General features: G+C 70.7%; 15 protein-coding genes. 2 read left to right on the top strand and 13 right to left on the bottom strand.

Annotation, left to right across the window (positions count from 1 at the left end; translation table 11 throughout):
- Window positions 1-86 precede the first annotated feature (86 nt).
- The gene (hisS, locus tag PV419_RS23760; protein WP_319691993.1) at window positions 87-1349 is read right to left on the bottom strand and encodes a histidine--tRNA ligase; all 1263 of its coding nucleotides are present in this window, start codon (window positions 1347-1349) and stop codon (window positions 87-89) included.
- A gap of 13 nt (window positions 1350-1362) precedes the next feature.
- Entirely contained in the window at window positions 1363-2079 is a 717-nt protein-coding gene (locus PV419_RS23755; protein ID WP_319691992.1) for an MBL fold metallo-hydrolase, read from the bottom strand.
- 146 nt (window positions 2080-2225) lie between these two features.
- On the opposite strand from PV419_RS23755, the gene PV419_RS23750 reads away from it, so the two are divergent.
- Window positions 2226-3107, top strand: coding sequence for a peptidylprolyl isomerase (locus PV419_RS23750; RefSeq protein WP_319691990.1), 882 nt, complete (start codon window positions 2226-2228; stop codon window positions 3105-3107).
- Window positions 3108-3315: 208 nt separating this feature from the next.
- The gene (locus tag PV419_RS23745) at window positions 3316-4545 is read left to right on the top strand and encodes a DUF349 domain-containing protein (protein WP_319691988.1); all 1230 of its coding nucleotides are present in this window, start codon (window positions 3316-3318) and stop codon (window positions 4543-4545) included.
- A 60-nt stretch (window positions 4546-4605) separates the two neighbouring features.
- On the opposite strand, the gene PV419_RS23740 is transcribed toward PV419_RS23745, so the two are convergent.
- The 11 genes from PV419_RS23740 to pdxS form a co-directional block, all read right to left on the bottom strand.
- Complete coding sequence (locus tag PV419_RS23740) at window positions 4606-7110, bottom strand: bifunctional (p)ppGpp synthetase/guanosine-3',5'-bis(diphosphate) 3'-pyrophosphohydrolase (RefSeq protein ID WP_319691986.1); 2505 nt, start codon at window positions 7108-7110, stop codon at window positions 4606-4608.
- A 177-nt stretch (window positions 7111-7287) separates the two neighbouring features.
- Entirely contained in the window at window positions 7288-7869 is a 582-nt protein-coding gene (locus PV419_RS23735) for an adenine phosphoribosyltransferase (protein WP_319691984.1), read from the bottom strand.
- Window positions 7866-9005, bottom strand: a complete 1140-nt coding sequence (gene secF / locus PV419_RS23730; protein WP_319691983.1) for a protein translocase subunit SecF — start codon at window positions 9003-9005, stop codon at window positions 7866-7868. The genes PV419_RS23735 and secF overlap by 4 nt, the downstream gene beginning before the upstream one ends.
- Before the next feature lies 1 nt (window position 9006).
- Window positions 9007-10818, bottom strand: a complete 1812-nt coding sequence (gene secD, locus PV419_RS23725; RefSeq protein WP_319691982.1) for a protein translocase subunit SecD — start codon at window positions 10816-10818, stop codon at window positions 9007-9009.
- 148 nt (window positions 10819-10966) lie between these two features.
- Window positions 10967-11452, bottom strand: coding sequence for a preprotein translocase subunit YajC (yajC, locus tag PV419_RS23720; RefSeq protein WP_319692176.1), 486 nt, complete (start codon window positions 11450-11452; stop codon window positions 10967-10969).
- A gap of 189 nt (window positions 11453-11641) precedes the next feature.
- The gene (gene ruvB / locus PV419_RS23715) at window positions 11642-12718 is read right to left on the bottom strand and encodes a Holliday junction branch migration DNA helicase RuvB (protein ID WP_319691981.1); all 1077 of its coding nucleotides are present in this window, start codon (window positions 12716-12718) and stop codon (window positions 11642-11644) included.
- Between the two features lie 95 nt (window positions 12719-12813).
- Window positions 12814-13428, bottom strand: a complete 615-nt coding sequence (ruvA, locus tag PV419_RS23710) for a Holliday junction branch migration protein RuvA (RefSeq protein ID WP_319691979.1) — start codon at window positions 13426-13428, stop codon at window positions 12814-12816.
- Complete coding sequence (gene ruvC / locus PV419_RS23705) at window positions 13425-13958, bottom strand: crossover junction endodeoxyribonuclease RuvC (protein ID WP_319692174.1); 534 nt, start codon at window positions 13956-13958, stop codon at window positions 13425-13427. Before ruvC ends, ruvA begins: the two co-directional genes overlap by 4 nt.
- Window positions 13959-14075: 117 nt before the next feature.
- Complete coding sequence (locus tag PV419_RS23700) at window positions 14076-14828, bottom strand: YebC/PmpR family DNA-binding transcriptional regulator (protein ID WP_319691977.1); 753 nt, start codon at window positions 14826-14828, stop codon at window positions 14076-14078.
- 62 nt (window positions 14829-14890) lie between these two features.
- Window positions 14891-15472 carry a pyridoxal 5'-phosphate synthase glutaminase subunit PdxT gene (gene pdxT / locus PV419_RS23695; protein WP_319691975.1) on the bottom strand — a complete coding sequence of 194 codons (582 nt, stop codon included), beginning with the start codon at window positions 15470-15472 and terminating at the stop codon, window positions 14891-14893.
- 88 nt (window positions 15473-15560) lie between these two features.
- Complete coding sequence (gene pdxS, locus PV419_RS23690; protein WP_319691973.1) at window positions 15561-16475, bottom strand: pyridoxal 5'-phosphate synthase lyase subunit PdxS; 915 nt, start codon at window positions 16473-16475, stop codon at window positions 15561-15563.
- Window positions 16476-16556 lie beyond the last annotated feature (81 nt).

The raw sequence follows: 16556 nt of genomic DNA, 5'->3' as shown, positions 1-16556 counted from the left end.
GAATCCGCGCCCGCCGAGTTGACTGCGGGCGCGGATTCGTTGGCGGACGCGGGCGCGGGCCGGAGTCGGCCTCGGACGCCGACGGGTCAGCCGAGGCGGGCGCGGACCGACTCGACCAGGCCGTCCAGCGGGACCGCCGTCTGCTCACCGGACTCGAGGTCCTTGAGCTGGACGACGCCCTCCGCGAGGTCCCGCTCCCCCGCGATGACCGCGAGCCGCGCCCCGCTGCGGTTCGCCGCCTTCATCGCCGCCTTCACGCCCTTGCCGCCGTACGCCAAATCCGTGGCGACCCCCGCCCGGCGCAGCCCGGTGACCGCGCCGAACAGGACCTTGCGCGCCTCCTCGCCCAGCGGCACCGCGAACACGCTGGTGGCGGGCGGCAGGTCGAGCTCGACGCCCTCGGCCTCCAGCGCCAGCACCGTACGGTCCACGCCGAGCGCCCAGCCCACCGAGGGCAGCGCCGGTCCGCCGATCATCTCCGACAGGCCGTCGTAGCGGCCGCCGCCGCCGACCGCGGACTGCGAGCCCAGCCCGTCGTGGACGAACTCGAAGGTGGTGCGGGTGTAGTAGTCCAGGCCGCGGACCAGCTTGGGGTCGTCCTCGAAGGCCACGCCCTCGGCGGTCAGCAGCTCACGCACCTGCTCGTGGTACTGCTTGCACGCCTCGCACAGGTGGTCGCCGAGCATCGGCGCGCCGACCAACTGCTTCTGCACCGCTTCGCGCTTGTCGTCCAGGACCCGCAGCGGGTTGATCTCGATCCGGCGCCGGGTGTCCTCGTCCAGTTCGAGGCCGCGCAGAAAGTCCTGCAGGGCGGCCCGGTAGGCGGGGCGGCAGGTGGCGTCGCCCAGCGAGTTCAGCAGGATCCGGAAGTTCCGCAGCCCCAGCGAGCGGTACGCGTCGTGGGCCAGGATGATCAGCTCGGCGTCCAGCGCCGGGTCCTCGGCTCCGATCGCCTCGGCGCCGACCTGCGAGAAGTGGCGGTAGCGGCCCTTCTGCGGGCGCTCGTAGCGGTAGTAGGAGCCGGAGTACCAGAGCTTGACCGGCAGGTTTCCGGCCTTGTGGAGGTTGGCCTCCAGCGCGGCGCGCAGCACGGAGGCGGTGCCCTCGGGGCGCAGCGCGAGCTGGTCGCCGCCCTTGGTGGTGAGGGTGTACATCTCCTTGGTGACGATGTCGGTGGACTCGCCGACGCCGCGCGCGAAGAGCTCGACGTTCTCGAAGCCGGGCGTCTCCACATAGCCGTAGCCCGAACGCTTGAGCGGGGCGGCGATGGCGTCGCGCACCGCGAGGTAGGCCGCGGAGTCCGGCGGGGTCAGGTCGTAGGTGCCCCGGGGGGCCTTGAAGGTGCTCACGGAAGGTCTCTCGTCACATTCCTCGTCGCGGAGCCGGTGCCGGGGCGCCGTCTCCGAGGCCGGCGGCCACCTGCCGCAGAAACGGGTTGGTGGCGCGCTCGCGGCCGATGCTGGTCTGGGGGCCGTGGCCGGACAGCACCACGGTCGAGTCGTCGAGCGGCAGGACCACACGGGCCAGGGACTCGAGGATCTCGGCGTGGTCGCCGCCGGGCAGATCGGTGCGTCCGATGGAGCCGGCGAAGAGCAGGTCGCCCGCGAAGAAGACGGACGGGATGTCCGCCCGCTCGGGCAGCCGGAAGGTCACCGACCCCTTGGTATGGCCCGGGGCGTGCGCGACGGAGAACTCGAGACCGGCCAGGTCCAGCCGCGCGCCGTCGGTCAGCTCCTTGAGGTCGTCCGGCTCCCCCACGGTCAGCTCGCCCATGAGCGGCATCCCGATGGAACGCCCGAAGGCCTTCTCGGGGTCGCTCATCATGTAGCGGTCGGCCGGGTGGATCCAGGCCGGTACGTCATGGGCGCCGCAGACCGGGACCACCGAGGCGACGTGGTCGATGTGGCCGTGGGTGAGGACGACGGCGACGGGCTTGAGCCGATGTTTGGCGAGTGCCTCCTCGACGCCCTGGGCCGCCTGATGGCCCGGGTCGATGATCACACACTCCTCACCGGCGGCAGGGGCGACCAGGTAGCAGTTGGTCCCCCAGGCCCCGGCGGGGAACCCGGCAATGAGCACGATCGTCCTTAAAAGTCGTCCGGCAGGAGTGCAAGTCGGCCGTTCAGAGCCTACCGGCGGCGCTCCCGCCACAGCGAACCCGTATACGGTACGGCCGAGTCATCACATACGTCAGCGACGCCATACGGCATGAGGGAGACGACCCGGTGGTCAGTAACGAGCAGCGTCGGCGGCAGCTCGCACGGGAGAAGTACCTTCGGCAGCAGCATCGCCGGGAGAGTGCCCGGCAAAAGCAGCGCCGGCGCTATGTGGTGATCGCGTCCACGCTGGCCGTGGTCCTGGCGGCGGGCGGGGTGGTGACCGCCGTCAGCGCGCTGTCCGGCGGCGACGACAAGAAGTCCGACAAGGCCGACAAGGCCACCACCCCCACGATGCCCACGCCCACCCCCACCCCCACGACCAAGGCGCCGGACCCGTGCGCCAAGGGGGCCAAGGAGGCCGGGAACAAGAAGCCGAAGACCATGACCTGGAAGAAGGAGCCGGCGGTCACCATCGACAAGTCGGCTTCGTACGCCATGAAGCTGGAGACCACCTGCGGTGACATGACTGTCACCATGGACGCGGCCAAGGCCCCGCACACCGTGAACTCCTTCAGTTTCCTGGCCGGGAAGGGCTACTTCGACCACACCAAGTGTCACCGGCTGACGACCCAGGGGATCTTCGTCCTGCAGTGCGGTGACCCGATGGGCAACGGCATGGGCGGCCCGGGCTACACCATCCCGGACGAGAACCTGAAGGACTCCAGCATCAAGGGGAACAAGTACCCGGCCGGCACGGTCGCGATGGCCAACCAGTACGACCCCACGACCAAGAAGGGCAAGAACAGCGGCGGCAGCCAGTTCTTCCTGGTCTACAAGGACAGCGAGCTCCCGCCGTACTACACCCCCTTCGGGACTCTCGACAAGGACAGCATGCAGGTCCTCAAGAAGATCGCCGACGGGGGCGCGCAGGCGCCGGACCCGCAGACCGGGAACACCGCTCCGAACGCCACCGTGGTGATCAACAAGGCGACGGTCGGCAAGTCCTGACCGCCGCCGGCGTGCGTACTGCGAAATTTCGGTCGCGCAGGATACGGACAGCCGGGCCACCGTTCGCCTATGTTGGCGTTGTGCAGGGTGTCTGCCGCAGCCGGCGCACCCCGCTGCGAGACCGGTCAGGGTGGATCCCGGCCGGAAGAAACTGTGGACGATGCCGGCGGGCCGCGCGCCCGCCCCGGCATCATGTGGAGGAGGCGCTGTGAGCAGCGAGCCTTGGGGCCGCGTCGACGAGGCGGGGACCGTGTACGTGCGTACGGCCGACGGCGAGCAGGTCGTCGGATCGTGGCAGGCGGGATCTCCTGAAGAGGCCCTCGCCTACTTCGAGCGCAAGTACGACGGCCTGGTCGTCGAGATCGAGCTCCTCGAGCGCCGGGTGCAGACCACGGACCTGTCGGCCAAGGACGCCACGGCGGCCATCGACCACATCCGCCATCAGGTCGACGAGCACCATGTGGTCGGCGACCTGGACACGCTCAGGAAGCGGCTCGACAAGCTCACGAGCAATGTCGAGGCGCGCCGGGAGGAGCGCCGCGCGGCCAAGGCGGTCCAGGCCGACGAGGCCCGCCAGGCCAAGGAGGCGCTGGTCACCGAGGCCGAGGAGCTGGCCGCCAGCGAGCAGTGGCGGGCCGCCGGAGAGCGGCTGCGCGCGCTGGTCGACACCTGGAAGGGCCTGCCGCGCCTGGACCGCCGCACCGACGACGAGCTGTGGCACCGCTTCTCGCACGCCCGCTCGGCGTTCTCCAAGCGGCGCAAGGCGCACTTCGCGGCGCTGGACGCGCAGCGCGAGACGGCCCGACAGACCAAGGAGAAGCTGGTCGCCGAGGCCGAGTCGCTGTCCGACTCCGCGGACTGGGGTCCGACCGCCGCCCGGTACCGGGAGCTGATGGCGGAGTGGAAGGCGGCGGGCCGCGCCCAGCGCGAGGCCGAGGACGACCTGTGGAACCGGTTCCGCGGGGCGCAGGACGTCTTCTTCCAAGCGCGCAGCCAGGTGTTCGCCGAGCGGGACGCCGAGCAGCGGGAGAATCTGACCCGCAAGGAAGAGCTGGTCGTCGAGGCGGAGAAGCTGCTTCCGATCTCCGATCTGAAGTCGGCGCGCGCGGCCTTCCGCACGGTCAACGAGCGGTGGGAGGCCATCGGCCATGTCCCGCGGGACGCCCGGGCGCGGATCGAGGGCCGGCTGCACGCGGTGGAGCGCGCCCTTCAGGAAGCCGAGGAGACCGAGTGGCGGCGCACCAACCCCGAGGCGCGGGCGCGCGCTCAGGGGCTGACCGGCCAGCTCCAGGACGCCGTGGACAAGCTGCGCGGGCAGATCGACGCCGCGCGCGCGGCCGGCAACAACGCCAAGGCCGACAAGCTGGCCAAGGAGCTGGAGGGCCGGCAGGCGCTGCTGGACCAGGCGCTCAAGGGCCTGGAGGAGTTCGGCGGCTGAGTGTGCCACAGACGGCAGCGGCCCCCGGCGCGAGGCGTCGGGGGCCGCTGCCGTGTGATCTCAGCGCTGGCGCGCCGAGGTCACCCGGTACACGTCGTAGACGCCCTCGACGCCCCGTACGGCCTTCAGGACATGGCCCAGGTGCTTGGGGTCGCCCATCTCGAAGGTGAAGCGCGAGGTGGCCACCCGGTCGCGGGAGGTCTGCACGGCGGCGGACAGGATGTTGACGTGCTGGTCGGACAGCACGCGGGTGACATCGGACAGCAGCCGGGACCGGTCCAGGGCCTCGACCTGGATGGCGACCAGGAAGACGGAGGACTGAGTGGGCGCCCACTCGACGTCGAGCATCCGCTCCGGCTGCTGGGCGAGCGAGTCGACGTTGACGCAGTCGGCGCGGTGGACGGAGACGCCGCTGCCGCGGGTGACGAAGCCGATGATGGGGTCGCCGGGGACGGGCGTACAGCAGCGGGCCAGCTTGACCCATACGTCCTCGACGCCCTTGACCACGACGCCCGGGTCGGCGCTGGCCCGGCGCTTGCCGCGGCCGCGGATCGGCGGAGCGGTCTCGGCGATGTCCTCGTTGGCCGCCTCCTCGCCGCCGAGGGCCTGCACCAGCTTGCCGACGACGCTCTGCGCGGAGACATGGCCCTCGCCGATGGCCGCGTACAGCGAGGAGATGTCGGGGTAGCGCATCTCGTGGGCCAGGGTGACCAGCGAGTCGCCCGTCAGGATCCGCTGAATGGGCAGGTTCTGCTTGCGCATGGCCCGCACGATGGCGTCCTTGCCCTGCTCGATGGCCTCGTCGCGGCGCTCCTTGGAGAACCAGGCGCGGATCTTGTTGCGGGCGCGCGGGGACTTGACGAAGCCCAGCCAGTCCCGGGACGGACCGGCCCCGGGCGCCTTGGAGGTGAAGACCTCCACCAGGTCGCCGTTGTCCAGCGTCGACTCGAGCGGCACGAGCCGCCCGTTGACCCGGGCCCCTATGGTGCGGTGGCCGACCTCGGTGTGCACGGCGTACGCGAAGTCCACCGGGGTGGCCCCGGCCGGCAGCGCTATGACATCGCCCTTGGGCGTGAAGACGAAGACCTCGTTACGGGACAGGTCGAAGCGCAGCGACTCCAGGAACTCGCCCGGGTCCTCGGTCTCCTTCTGCCAGTCCAGCAGCTGCCGCAGCCACGCCATGTCGTTGATGGCGTCGTCCTTGCCGGGCTTGCGGGGCACGTCGGTACGCACCTTGGAGGCGCCCGCGACGGCCTCCTGCTTGTACTTCCAGTGCGCGGCGATGCCGTACTCGGCCCGGCGGTGCATGTCGAAGGTGCGGATCTGCAGCTCGACCGGCTTGCCGCTGGGCCCGATGACCGTCGTGTGCAGCGACTGGTACATGTTGAACTTGGGCATCGCGATGTAGTCCTTGAACCGCCCGGGCACCGGGTTCCACCGCGCGTGGATGGTCCCGAGCGCCGCGTAGCAGTCGCGGACGGTGTCGACGAGCACCCGGATGCCCACCAGGTCGTAGATCTCGGCGAAGTCACGGCCCCGCACGATCATCTTCTGGTAGACCGAGTAGTAGTGCTTCGGGCGGCCGGTCACCGTCGCCTTGATCCGGGCCGCGCGCAGGTCGCCCTGGACCTGGTCGGTGACGACAGCGAGGTATTCGTCCCGCTTGGGGGCCCGCTCGGCGACCAGCCGCACGATCTCGTCGTACATCTTGGGGTAGAGGATCGCGAAGGCGAGGTCCTCCAGCTCCCACTTGATCGTGTTCATGCCCAGGCGGTGGGCGAGCGGGGCGTAGATCTCCAGCGTCTCGCGGGCCTTCTTCTCCTGCTTCTCCCGCTTGAGGTAGCGCATGGTGCGCATGTTGTGCAGCCGGTCGGCGAGCTTGATGACCAGGACGCGCGGGTCCTTGGCCATGGCGACGACCATCTTGCGCACGGTCTCGGCCTGCGCCGCCTCGCCGAACTTGACCTTGTCCAGCTTGGTGACGCCGTCCACGAGCAGGGCCACCTGGTCGCCGAAGTCGCGGCGCAGGGTGTCCAGGCCGTATTCAGTGTCCTCGACGGTGTCATGCAGCAGACCGGCCATCAAGGTGGCCGGATCCATACCCAACTCGGCCAGGATCGTGGTCACCGCGAGCGGATGGGTGATGTACGGATCGCCGCTCTTGCGCTTCTGGCCGCGGTGCCAGCGCTCGGCGACCTGGTACGCACGCTCGATCTGGCGCAGGGTCGAGGCGTCGGCCTTGGGATCGTTGCCGCGCACGATGCGCAGCAGCGGCTCCAGAACCGGGTTGTACGGGCTGGAGCGCTGCACGCCGAGGCGGGCGAGACGGGCGCGGACCCGGTTGGAGGAGCCTGCCCTGGGGGTGGGGCTCTGCAGCGGGCGGGGGGCCGGTGCGGGCGGCCGTGAGCTGCTCGTACGCTCCGCCGGGGACCGCGGCGCGGAAGGCTCCGGCCGAGGGGGCGCCTCGCCGCTGTTCTTGGGCACGTCAGGGGCCGCCGTGGACTTGGTGACGGCGGTCGGCTCTGCCGGTTGCGCGGCGGAGAGCGGCTGGGCCTCGTCTGGCAAGGGCACTCCTCAGGCGGTCCGGGCCTCAAAGAGGCCAGGATGCCATGGTATCGATCCCGCCACTCCACGTGCCTCCCGGCCATGGAGCCCCTGCGGTGCGGCACGCGTAAGGGTGGGGAGCCGGAGAAAATCCGGCTCCCCACCCTTACGTGGTGCCTCGGGACGTGACGTCTCGGCTCAGATCGTGATCAGGGCCTCCAGGGGCGCGCTGTCGAGCGTGGGGAGGAGGCGGCCACGGCCGTCGAGGAAGCCGAGCTCCAGCAGCACCGCGACCCCGGCGACCTCGGCGCCCGCACGGCGGATGAGCCGCAGCGACGCCTCGGCGGTGCCGCCCGTGGCGAGCACGTCGTCGATCACCAGGACCCGGTCTCCGGGCTCCAGCGCGTCGACGTGGATCTCGATCTCCGCCGTGCCGTACTCCAGCTCGTATGCCTGGCCCAGGGTCGCCCCGGGGAGCTTGCCCGCCTTGCGCACGGGGACGAAGCCGATCCCGGCGCGCACGGCGGCCGGGGCGGCCAGGATGAAGCCGCGCGCTTCCAGGCCCACGACCTTGGTGGCGCCGTGCTTGGCGCAGAGTTCGGCGAGCGCGTGGGTCAGCGCGCCGAAGGCGGCGGCGTCGGCGAGCAGCGGGGTGATGTCCTTGAACATCACTCCCGGCTTCGGGTAGTCCGGCACATCCAGGATCCGGCTGAGCAGCAGCCCGCGCAGTTCCTCGCCGTCGAGGCCGCCGAGCGCGGGGTCGGTCGTCCCGGCGCTCATCGGCGCTTCCCCGACGGGCGGCCGCGGCCCCGGCTGCGCGAGGCCGGCTGGCGGCGCTGGCCCGCGCCCGCCGCCGCGGGGGTGGGCGAGTCGCCCTCCTCGGCGGGCGGCGGGGTGGCGTCCTGCGGCTTCTGCTCGACCTCGGACTCGGACCCGGACTTGGCCGCGGTGGAGGCGCGCTTGGCGCGCACCCGCTTGGCCAGGGCCTTCATCTGCGGGTCGCGCTCCTTGAGGTCGGCCACCAGCGGGGTGGCGATGAAGATCGAGGAGTACGCACCGGCCGCGAGGCCGACGAACAGGGCCAGCGAGATGTCGTTGAGCATGCCCGCGCCCAGCGCCCCGCCACCGATGAACAGGAGCGCGCCGACCGGCAGCAGCGCCACGACCGTGGTGTTGATGGAGCGCACCAGGGTCGAGTTGAGGCTGCGGTTGGCGACCTCGCCGTAGGTGAAGCGGGTCTGCTTGGTGAGGTCCTTCGACGCTTCCTTGAGACCGTCGAAGACGACGACGGTGTCATAGAGCGAGTAACCGAGGATCGTCAGCAGACCGATCACGGTGCCCGGGGTGACCTCGAAGCCGACCAGCGCGTACACGCCGACCGTGATGGTGAGGTCGTGGATCAGCGCGATCAGGGCGGCGAGCGCCATGCGCCATTCGAAGGCGATGGCGAGATAGATCACCACCAGGACCATGAAGATCGCCAGCCCCTGCCAGGCCTTGCCGGCGATCTCCTCGCCCCAGCTGGGGCCGACCAGCTGGGTTTCGATTTCGCTGGTCTTGACGTCCAGCTCCTTGGCGAGCTTCTCCTGGACCGGCAGGGCCTCCTTGGTGCCCAGCTCGCTGATCTGGATCCGCAGACCACCGCGGCCGAGCTCCTGGACGACCGCGGTGTGACCGCCCGCCGCCGACTCCGCCACATGGCGCGCGTCGGAGGCCGACACACTGGTCTTGGGGGTCTCGAAGACCGCTCCGCCGGAGAACTCGATGCCCAGGTTGAGCCCGCGCACCGCCAGGCCCACGATCGCCGTGATGGTGATCAGTATCGAGATGCCGTACCAGATCTTCCGCTTGCCGACGAAGTCGTAGCCGACCTCGCCTCGGTAGAGCCTGGCGCCGAGAGTGCCGAGTCGCGACATCTCACGCCTCCTTCGGGTCGGCGGGGGCGGGGGCGGTGGTGCCACGGCCGCGGCGCAGCGGTGGCCTGGCGCCCAGGCGCTGCGGATCCAGGCCGGACCACGGGTGACCGCTCGCGAAGAACTTGCGCCGGGCGAGGATCGTCATCAGCGGCTTGGTGAACAGGAACACCACCACCACGTCCAGCAGCGTGGTCAGGCCCAGGGTGAAGGCGAAGCCCTGCACCTTGCCGACCGTCACGATGTAGAGCACCGCGGCCGCGAGGAAGGACACGAAGTCGGACACCAGGATGGTGCGCCGGGCACGCGGCCAGCCGCGCTCGACGGACGGGCGCAGCGAGCGGCCCTCGCGAATCTCGTCCCTTATGCGCTCGAAGTACACGATGAAGGAGTCGGCCGTGATGCCGATCGCGACGATCGCGCCACAGACGGCCGGCAGGTTCAGCGCGAAGCCGATGCCCGGGCCGAGCAGCACCATGATCGTGTACGTCAGGGCGGCGGAGACCGCGAGGCTGGCGATGGCGACCAGCGCCAGACCCCGGTAGTAGACGACCAGGTAGATCACCACGAGCGCGAGGCCGATGGCACCGGCGATCAGACCGGCCTGCAGCTGCTCGCCGCCGAGCGCGGCGGAGACGGTGGTCTCGTCCGCGATGTCGAAGGACAGCGGCAGCGCACCGTACGACAGCACGTTGGCCAGGTCCGCGGTGTTCTTCTGGTCGAAGTCGGGGCCCGAGATGGTGGCCCGGCCGCCAACGATGGACTCGTCGACCTTGGGGTCGGAGTAGACCTCGCCGTCCAGCACGATCGCGAACTGGTTCTGCGGCGGCTGCTGGGTGGCCAGCTTGCCGGTCACATCGGCGAACTTCTTACCGCCCTTGTTGGTGAAGTTCAGCTGGACGATCCAGCCCTGGCCGCTCTGGCTCTCGTAGACGGACGAGGCGTCCTTGACGTCGGTGCCCTCCACCTGGGACGGGCCGAGGATGAACTTGCGCGAGCCGTCCCGGTCACAGGCGACGATGGAGTCGCTCGGCTTGGCGCCCGCGGCCTTCTCCCGGGCCTTCGCCCGGTCTGCCGGGGTGGTGCACACCAGGTCCGCGAGCTGCTTGCTCAGATCGTCGGCCTTGGCGGAGTCGCCCTTGGGGGTCTCCGTCGCCTTGGGGCTCTTGGAGGCGCTCGGGCTCTGCGAGGCGCTCGGCGTCTTGTCGGCCTTCAGGCCCTCCGAGACGGCCCGCCCCTGGCTGCCGCTGGAGGCACTGGAAGCGCTCGGGGTGCCCGTGGCGGTCGGAGTGGACGTGGCAGTCGGGGTGCCCGTGGCAGTCGGGGTGGACGACGCCTTGCCCTTGTCGTTCTTGCCCGTGCCGGTCGCGGTCGGCGTGGGGCTGGTGGTGGGCTCGGTCTTCTTGCCGTCGGTGTAGGTCACCACGGGGCGGAAGTAGAGCTGGGCGGTGGTGCCGACCTGCGTACGGGCCTGTTTCGCGTCCATCCCCTTGGGGATGTTCACGATGATGTGCTTGTCGCCCTGCGTCTGGACCTCGGCCTCGGACACACCCAGACCGTTGACCCGCCGCTCGATGATGTTGACGGCGGTGTTCATGTTGTCCGAGTTGATCGCGTCGGGCTTGCCCGGTTGGTTCTTGGCCTCCAGCGTGAAGCTGGTGCCGCCCGCCAGATCGATGCCCAGCCGTGGCTTGGTGTGACCGGAGATGAACATCCCCGCGGTGAGCGCCACGATGGCGACCAGGATCGCGACCAGGGCGCGCCCGGGCCTGCCCTGTGACCCGGAGGACCTGCGGCCCTTCTTCGGTGCTGCCACCTTCTCGTAATCTCCCTGTCCAACCGCCCGGCATCGGGTGTGCGCCGGGCGGCCACGAAGTCTTGTGGGACGAACCCCCGCCGGAGCCTAGACCGTCCGGGAACCGCGGCGCGCCGAGCGGTGGCGCGCCGCGGTTCCCGGAGCGGCACTACTTGGCGTCGGCTTCGCCGTCCCGCTTGTCCTCCTTCGGCGCGTCGGCCACGGCCGACGGCTTGCTGAGGTCGGTCTTCTTGTCCTCGTCCGCCGCCTCGACGTCAGCGTCGGTGTCGACGTCGGCCGTCTCGTCCTCGGCCTCGGCTTCGGTGAGCGAGGAGGCGTCGTCGGGGACGACAGGAGTGTCGTCGTCGGCTGCGTCGGGGTCGATCCCGTGCACGATCCGGTTGTACTCGGCGTCGTCGAGGACGGCTCCCACCGCGTTCTTCGCGTAGAAGGCGTGCACGCCGGGAGCGACCTCGAGGAGGACGGCGTCGTCGTGGACCTCCTTGACCGTGGCGTACATACCGCCGATGGTCCGCACACCGGAGCCCGGCCCCATCTGGTCACGCATGTTCGCGGCCTGGCGCTGCTTGTTCTTGGCCGACCGGGTCATCAGGAACATGGCCCCGATGAGCACGATAAACGGCAGGAGAGTCATATACACGGGACGGAAATTCCTTCACATGACCGCGGGGACGCGGCCTGGACTATGGGGTGGTCATGCCGCACCTGGCACGGACGGCATACGAACGGCATCGGCGGAGTCTAAGCGAGCCCGCGCCTATGGAACAACGCCCGGCACGGCATGTGGGTTCCTGACCCGGCCATAATCGGCTATCAGCCCGCCTCAGCCCTCGAAGAGCCCCTGCTGGGCCCCACCGCCCTGCTGCGGCGGGGTCAGCCCCAGATGGGTCCAGGCCGCGGGCGTGGCCACCCGGCCCCTGGGCGTACGGGCCAGCAGGCCCTCGCGCACCAGGAAGGGCTCGGCGACCTCCTCGACCGTCTCCCGCTCCTCCCCCACGGCGACCGCCAGCGTCGACAGGCCCACCGGGCCACCGCCGAACAGCTTGAGCAGGGCGGTCAGCACCGCCCGGTCCAGCCGGTCCAGGCCGCGGCCGTCCACGTCGTACACGTCCAGGGCGCGGTGGGCGATCTCGCGGGTGATCACGCCGTCCGCCTTGACCTGGGCATAGTCGCGCACCCGGCGCAGCAGGCGGTTGGCGATGCGCGGGGTGCCGCGGGAGCGTCCGGCGATCTCGCCCGCGCCCTCGGGCTCGATGGCGAGGTCCAGGAGCCCGGCGGAGCGGTGGATGACGCGCTCCAGCTCGGCCGGGGCGTAGAACTCCATGTGGCCGGTGAAGCCGAAGCGGTCGCGCAGCGGGGGCGGCAGCAGCCCGGCCCTGGTGGTGGCGCCGACCAGGGTGAAGGGCGGCAGCTCCAGGGGGATGGCGGTGGCGCCGGGGCCCTTGCCGACGATCACGTCGACGCGGAAGTCCTCCATCGCCATGTACAGCATCTCCTCGGCGGGCCGCGACATGCGATGGATCTCGTCGAGGAAGAGCACCTCCCCCTCGGTGAGCGAGGACAGGATCGCGGCGAGGTCGCCGGCGTGCTGGATGGCGGGTCCTGAGGTGATCCGGATGGGGGCGCCCATCTCTGCGGCGATGATCATCGACAGGGTGGTCTTGCCGAGGCCGGGCGCGCCGGACAGCAGCACGTGGTCGGCCGTCCCACCGCGCTGCCGGGCCGCCTTCAGGACCAGGTCCAGCTGCTCGCGGACCCGCTCCTGGCCGACGAATTCGCCCAGGTCCTTGGGGCGCAGCGCGGCCTCGACCGCCTGGTCCTCGCCGTCGGCGTCGGCGCCCACCAGCCGACCGGTGCGGGCATCGTCGGCGGTGGCCGGTGCGGTCTCGTCCCAGTTCACGGAAGTCTCGCCTCGCGATGTCGTATCGGGCAGTGCGGCCGGGCGCACCGGGCGGTCGCCGGGCCCGGGTCAGTTGTCTGCAGGGAGGCCCGCGGTCAGCGGGCCCGGTTCAGGGTCTGCAGGGCGGCCCGCAGCAGCTGCGCCACCTGCGGGCTGCCGCCCGCGGCCACGGCGGCCTCGGCCTGCGGGGCAACGGCCGCGACCGCGTCCTCGGCCTCCCTCGGCGCGTATCCGAGGCCGACGAGGGCAGCGTGGAGCTGGTCGCTCCAGCCCGCGGCGGCGGCCGCCGCCGCGGCGGGGCGGCCCACCGGCTCGCCGAGCCGGTCCTTCAGCTCGAGCAGCAGGCGCTGCGCACCCTTCTTGCCGATCCCGGGGACGGCGGTCAGCGCCTTCTCGTCGCCGGTGGCGACGGCGAGCCGCAGCGCGTCGGGCGAGTGGACGGCCAGCATGGCCTGGGCGAGCCGGGGGCCGACTCCGCTGGCGGTCTGCAGCAGCTCGAAGACCTGGCGCTCGTCGTCGTCCGCGAAGCCGTAGAGGGTGAGCGAGTCCTCACGGACCACGAGGGAGGTGGCCAGCCGGGCCGGCTGGCCGACGCGCAGCCCGGACAGCGTGTTCGGAGTGCACTGGACGGCCATGCCGACCCCGCCGACCTCGACAACGGCGATGTCCGGGCCGACGGCCGCGACCGGGCCGGAGACGAACGCGATCATGAAATACGGCCTTTCGTGGTGCGGTGGGCGGCGACGGCCTGCTGGAGCCGGTTCATCGCGGGCGCCCGCCAGATGTGGCAGATGGCGAGCGCCAGCGCGTCGGCGGCGTCGGCGGGTTTCGGTGGGGCATCGAGCCGCAGCAGCCGGGTGACCATCGAGCCGACCTGCGCCTTGTCGGCGCGCCCGGATCCGGTCACGGCCGCCTTGACCTCGCTGGGCGTGTGCAGCGCGACCGGCAGCCCACGGCGGGCGGCGCAGAGCATCGCGACCGCGCTCGCCTGGGCGGTGCCCATGACGGTGCGCACATTGTGCTGGCTGAACACCCGCTCCACCGCCACGACTTCAGGCCGGTGCGCCTCCAGCCACTCCTCCAGGCCGCGCTCGATCGATACGAGGCGGTCGCCGATCGAGGCGTCCGCCGGAGTCCGTACGACACCCACCCCGAGCATGCGCAACGGCCGGCCCGCGACCCCGTCGACCACGCCGACGCCGCACCGGGTCAGCCCCGGGTCCACGCCCAGCACCCGCACCGCGCCCCTCCCCATCGCCGCTTTCGATCACCTGCTGGGAAGCGTATCCGGAGCCACTGACAGCGACGGGCCGGTGGGGTGTGTGTCCCCGCCGGCCCGTGCGCCGCTGGTGTTGCCTCAGGCGTCCACCTTGGCCATGACCTCGTCGGAGACGTCGAAGTTGGCGAAGACGTTCTGCACGTCGTCGCTGTCCTCCAGCGCGTCGATCAGCTTGAAGATCTTCCGCGCCGCCTCCTCCTCCAGCTGGACCTGCATGGTGGGCACGAAGTTGGCCTCGGCCGAGTCGTAGTCGATGCCCTCCTTCTGGAGCGCGGTACGGACCGCGACCAGGTCGGTGGCCTCGCTGATCACCTCGAAGGACTCGCCGAGGTCGTTGACCTCCTCGGCGCCCGCGTCCAGCACCGCGCCCAGCACGTCGTCCTCGGACAGCTCGCCCTTGGGGACGATCACCACGCCCTTGCGGTTGAACAGGTACGAGACCGAACCGGGGTCCGCCATGGACCCGCCGTTGCGCGTCATGGCGACGCGCACGTCGGAGGCGGCGCGGTTGCGGTTGTCGGTCAGACACTCGATGAGCACCGCGACGCCGTTCGGCCCGTAGCCCTCGTACATGATCGTCTCGTAGTCGGCGCCACCCGCCTCGAGACCAGCGCCGCGCTTGACCGCGCTGTCGATGTTCTTGTTCGGCACGGACTGCTTCTTCGCCTTCTGGATGGCGTCGAAGAGGGTGGGGTTGCCGTCGGGGTCGGCGCCGCCGGTGCGGGCCGCGACCTCGATGTTCTTGATGAGCTTGGCGAAGAGCTTGCCGCGCTTGGCGTCGATCACGGCCTTCTTGTGCTTCGTCGTAGCCCATTTAGAGTGGCCGGACATCCGCCTGTCTCCTTCGCTTAACCCATTGCTGTACGAACGCCTGAGATCCTACCGGGACGGCGTCAGCCAGCGGACCGCACCATTTCCACGAAAAGCGCGTGCACCCGGTGGTCGCCGGTCAGTTCGGGGTGGAACGACGTCGCGAGGACGTTCCCCTGCCGCACGGCGACGGCGTGGTCCCCATACGTCGCGAGCACCTCGACGCCGGCGCCCACGGACTCCACCCACGGCGCCCGGATGAAGACGCCTTCGACCGGTCCGCCCTCGATGCCCGCGACGTCGACCGCGGCCTCGAAGGACTCGTTCTGACGGCCGAAGGCGTTGCGGCGCACGGTCATGTCGATGCCGCCGAAGGTCTCCTGGTCCTCCCGGCCGTCGAGGATCTTGTCCGCGACCATGATCATGCCCGCACAGGTGCCGTACACCGGCATCCCGGCGCGCACCCTCTCGCGCAGCGGCTCCAGCATCCCGAAGACGACGGCGAGCTTGGACATGGTGGTGGACTCCCCGCCGGGGATCACCAGGCCTTGGGCCTCGGCGAGCTCCTCGGCCCGGCGGACCGGCCGGGCCTCGGCGCCGGCCGCGGCGAGCGCGGCGAGGTGTTCGCGGACATCGCCCTGCAGGGCGAGCACTCCGATGGACATGGAACCTCTCGGGATGGAGCGAGACGGAGGTGGACGACCCGCACGGGTCGCCCACCGGCAAGCAGTCGGTTCGTTACCAGCCGGTCCGTTACCAGCCGCGGTTGGCGTAGCGCTCGCCCTCGGGCAGGGTGTCGCAGTTGATGCCGACCATGGCCTCGCCCAGGTTGCGGGAGACTTCCGCGATGACCTTGGGGTCGTCGTAGAAGGTGGTGGCCTTCACGATCGCGGCGGCGCGCTTGGCCGGGTCGCCGGACTTGAAGATGCCGGAGCCCACGAAGACGCCCTCGGCGCCGAGCTGGCGCATCAGCGCGGCGTCGGCCGGGGTGGCCACGCCACCGGCGGAGAACAGCACGACCGGCAGCTTGCCGAGCTCGGCGACCTCCTTGACCAGCTCGTACGGGGCGCGCAGCTCCTTGGCCGCGGCGTACAGCTCGTGGTTGTCCAGGCCCTTCAGGCGGGCGATCTCGCCCTTGATCTGGCGCAGGTGGCGGACCGCCTCGACGACGTTGCCGGTGCCGGCCTCACCCTTCGAACGGATCATCGCCGCACCCTCGGCGATGCGGCGCAGCGCCTCGCCCAGGTTGGTGGCGCCACAGACGAAGGGCGTGGTGAAGGACCACTTGTCGCTGTGGTTGACCTCGTCGGCGGGGGTGAGGACCTCGGACTCGTCGATGTAGTCCACGCCGAGGGCCTGCAGCACCTGCGCCTCGACGAAGTGCCCGATCCGGGACTTGGCCATCACCGGGATGGAGACCGCGTTGATGATCCCCTCGATCATGTCCGGGTCGGACATGCGGGCCACGCCGCCGTCCTTGCGGATGTCGGCCGGAACGCGCTCGAGGGCCATGACCGCGACGGCGCCCGCATCCTCAGCGATCTTCGCTTCCTCGGGCGTGACGACGTCCATGATCACGCCGCCCTTGAGCTGCTCGGCCATGCCGCGCTTGACGCGCGCGGTGCCGGTCTCAGGGGTCTGGGGCGTGCTGGCGGGCGTGATGGACACGTTTGACCTCACTCGATGATGAATAATGCGATGACCCCATCGTAGGGCCGTTCGATAGACAAAAGCCGCCCGAGTGCTCCC

Origin of the sequence: Streptomyces sp. ME19-01-6, assembly GCF_033793745.1 — a bacterium.
Taxonomy (GTDB): domain Bacteria; phylum Actinomycetota; class Actinomycetes; order Streptomycetales; family Streptomycetaceae; genus Streptomyces.
The sequence above is the reverse complement of the archived record's forward strand: the minus strand, read 5'-3'. Positions and strand labels throughout refer to the sequence as shown.

Coding starts and splice junctions, on each gene's coding strand:
- pdxT (WP_319691975.1), bottom strand. CDS start 15,472: ATGTCCATCGGAGTGCTCGCCCTGCAGGGCGATGTCCGCGAACACCTC.
- PV419_RS23700 (WP_319691977.1), bottom strand. CDS start 14,828: ATGTCCGGCCACTCTAAATGGGCTACGACGAAGCACAAGAAGGCCGTG.
- ruvA (WP_319691979.1), bottom strand. CDS start 13,428: ATGATCGCGTTCGTCTCCGGCCCGGTCGCGGCCGTCGGCCCGGACATC.
- PV419_RS23735 (WP_319691984.1), bottom strand. CDS start 7,869: ATGAGCGCCGGGACGACCGACCCCGCGCTCGGCGGCCTCGACGGCGAG.
- secF (WP_319691983.1), bottom strand. CDS start 9,005: ATGTCGCGACTCGGCACTCTCGGCGCCAGGCTCTACCGAGGCGAGGTC.
- yajC (WP_319692176.1), bottom strand. CDS start 11,452: ATGACTCTCCTGCCGTTTATCGTGCTCATCGGGGCCATGTTCCTGATG.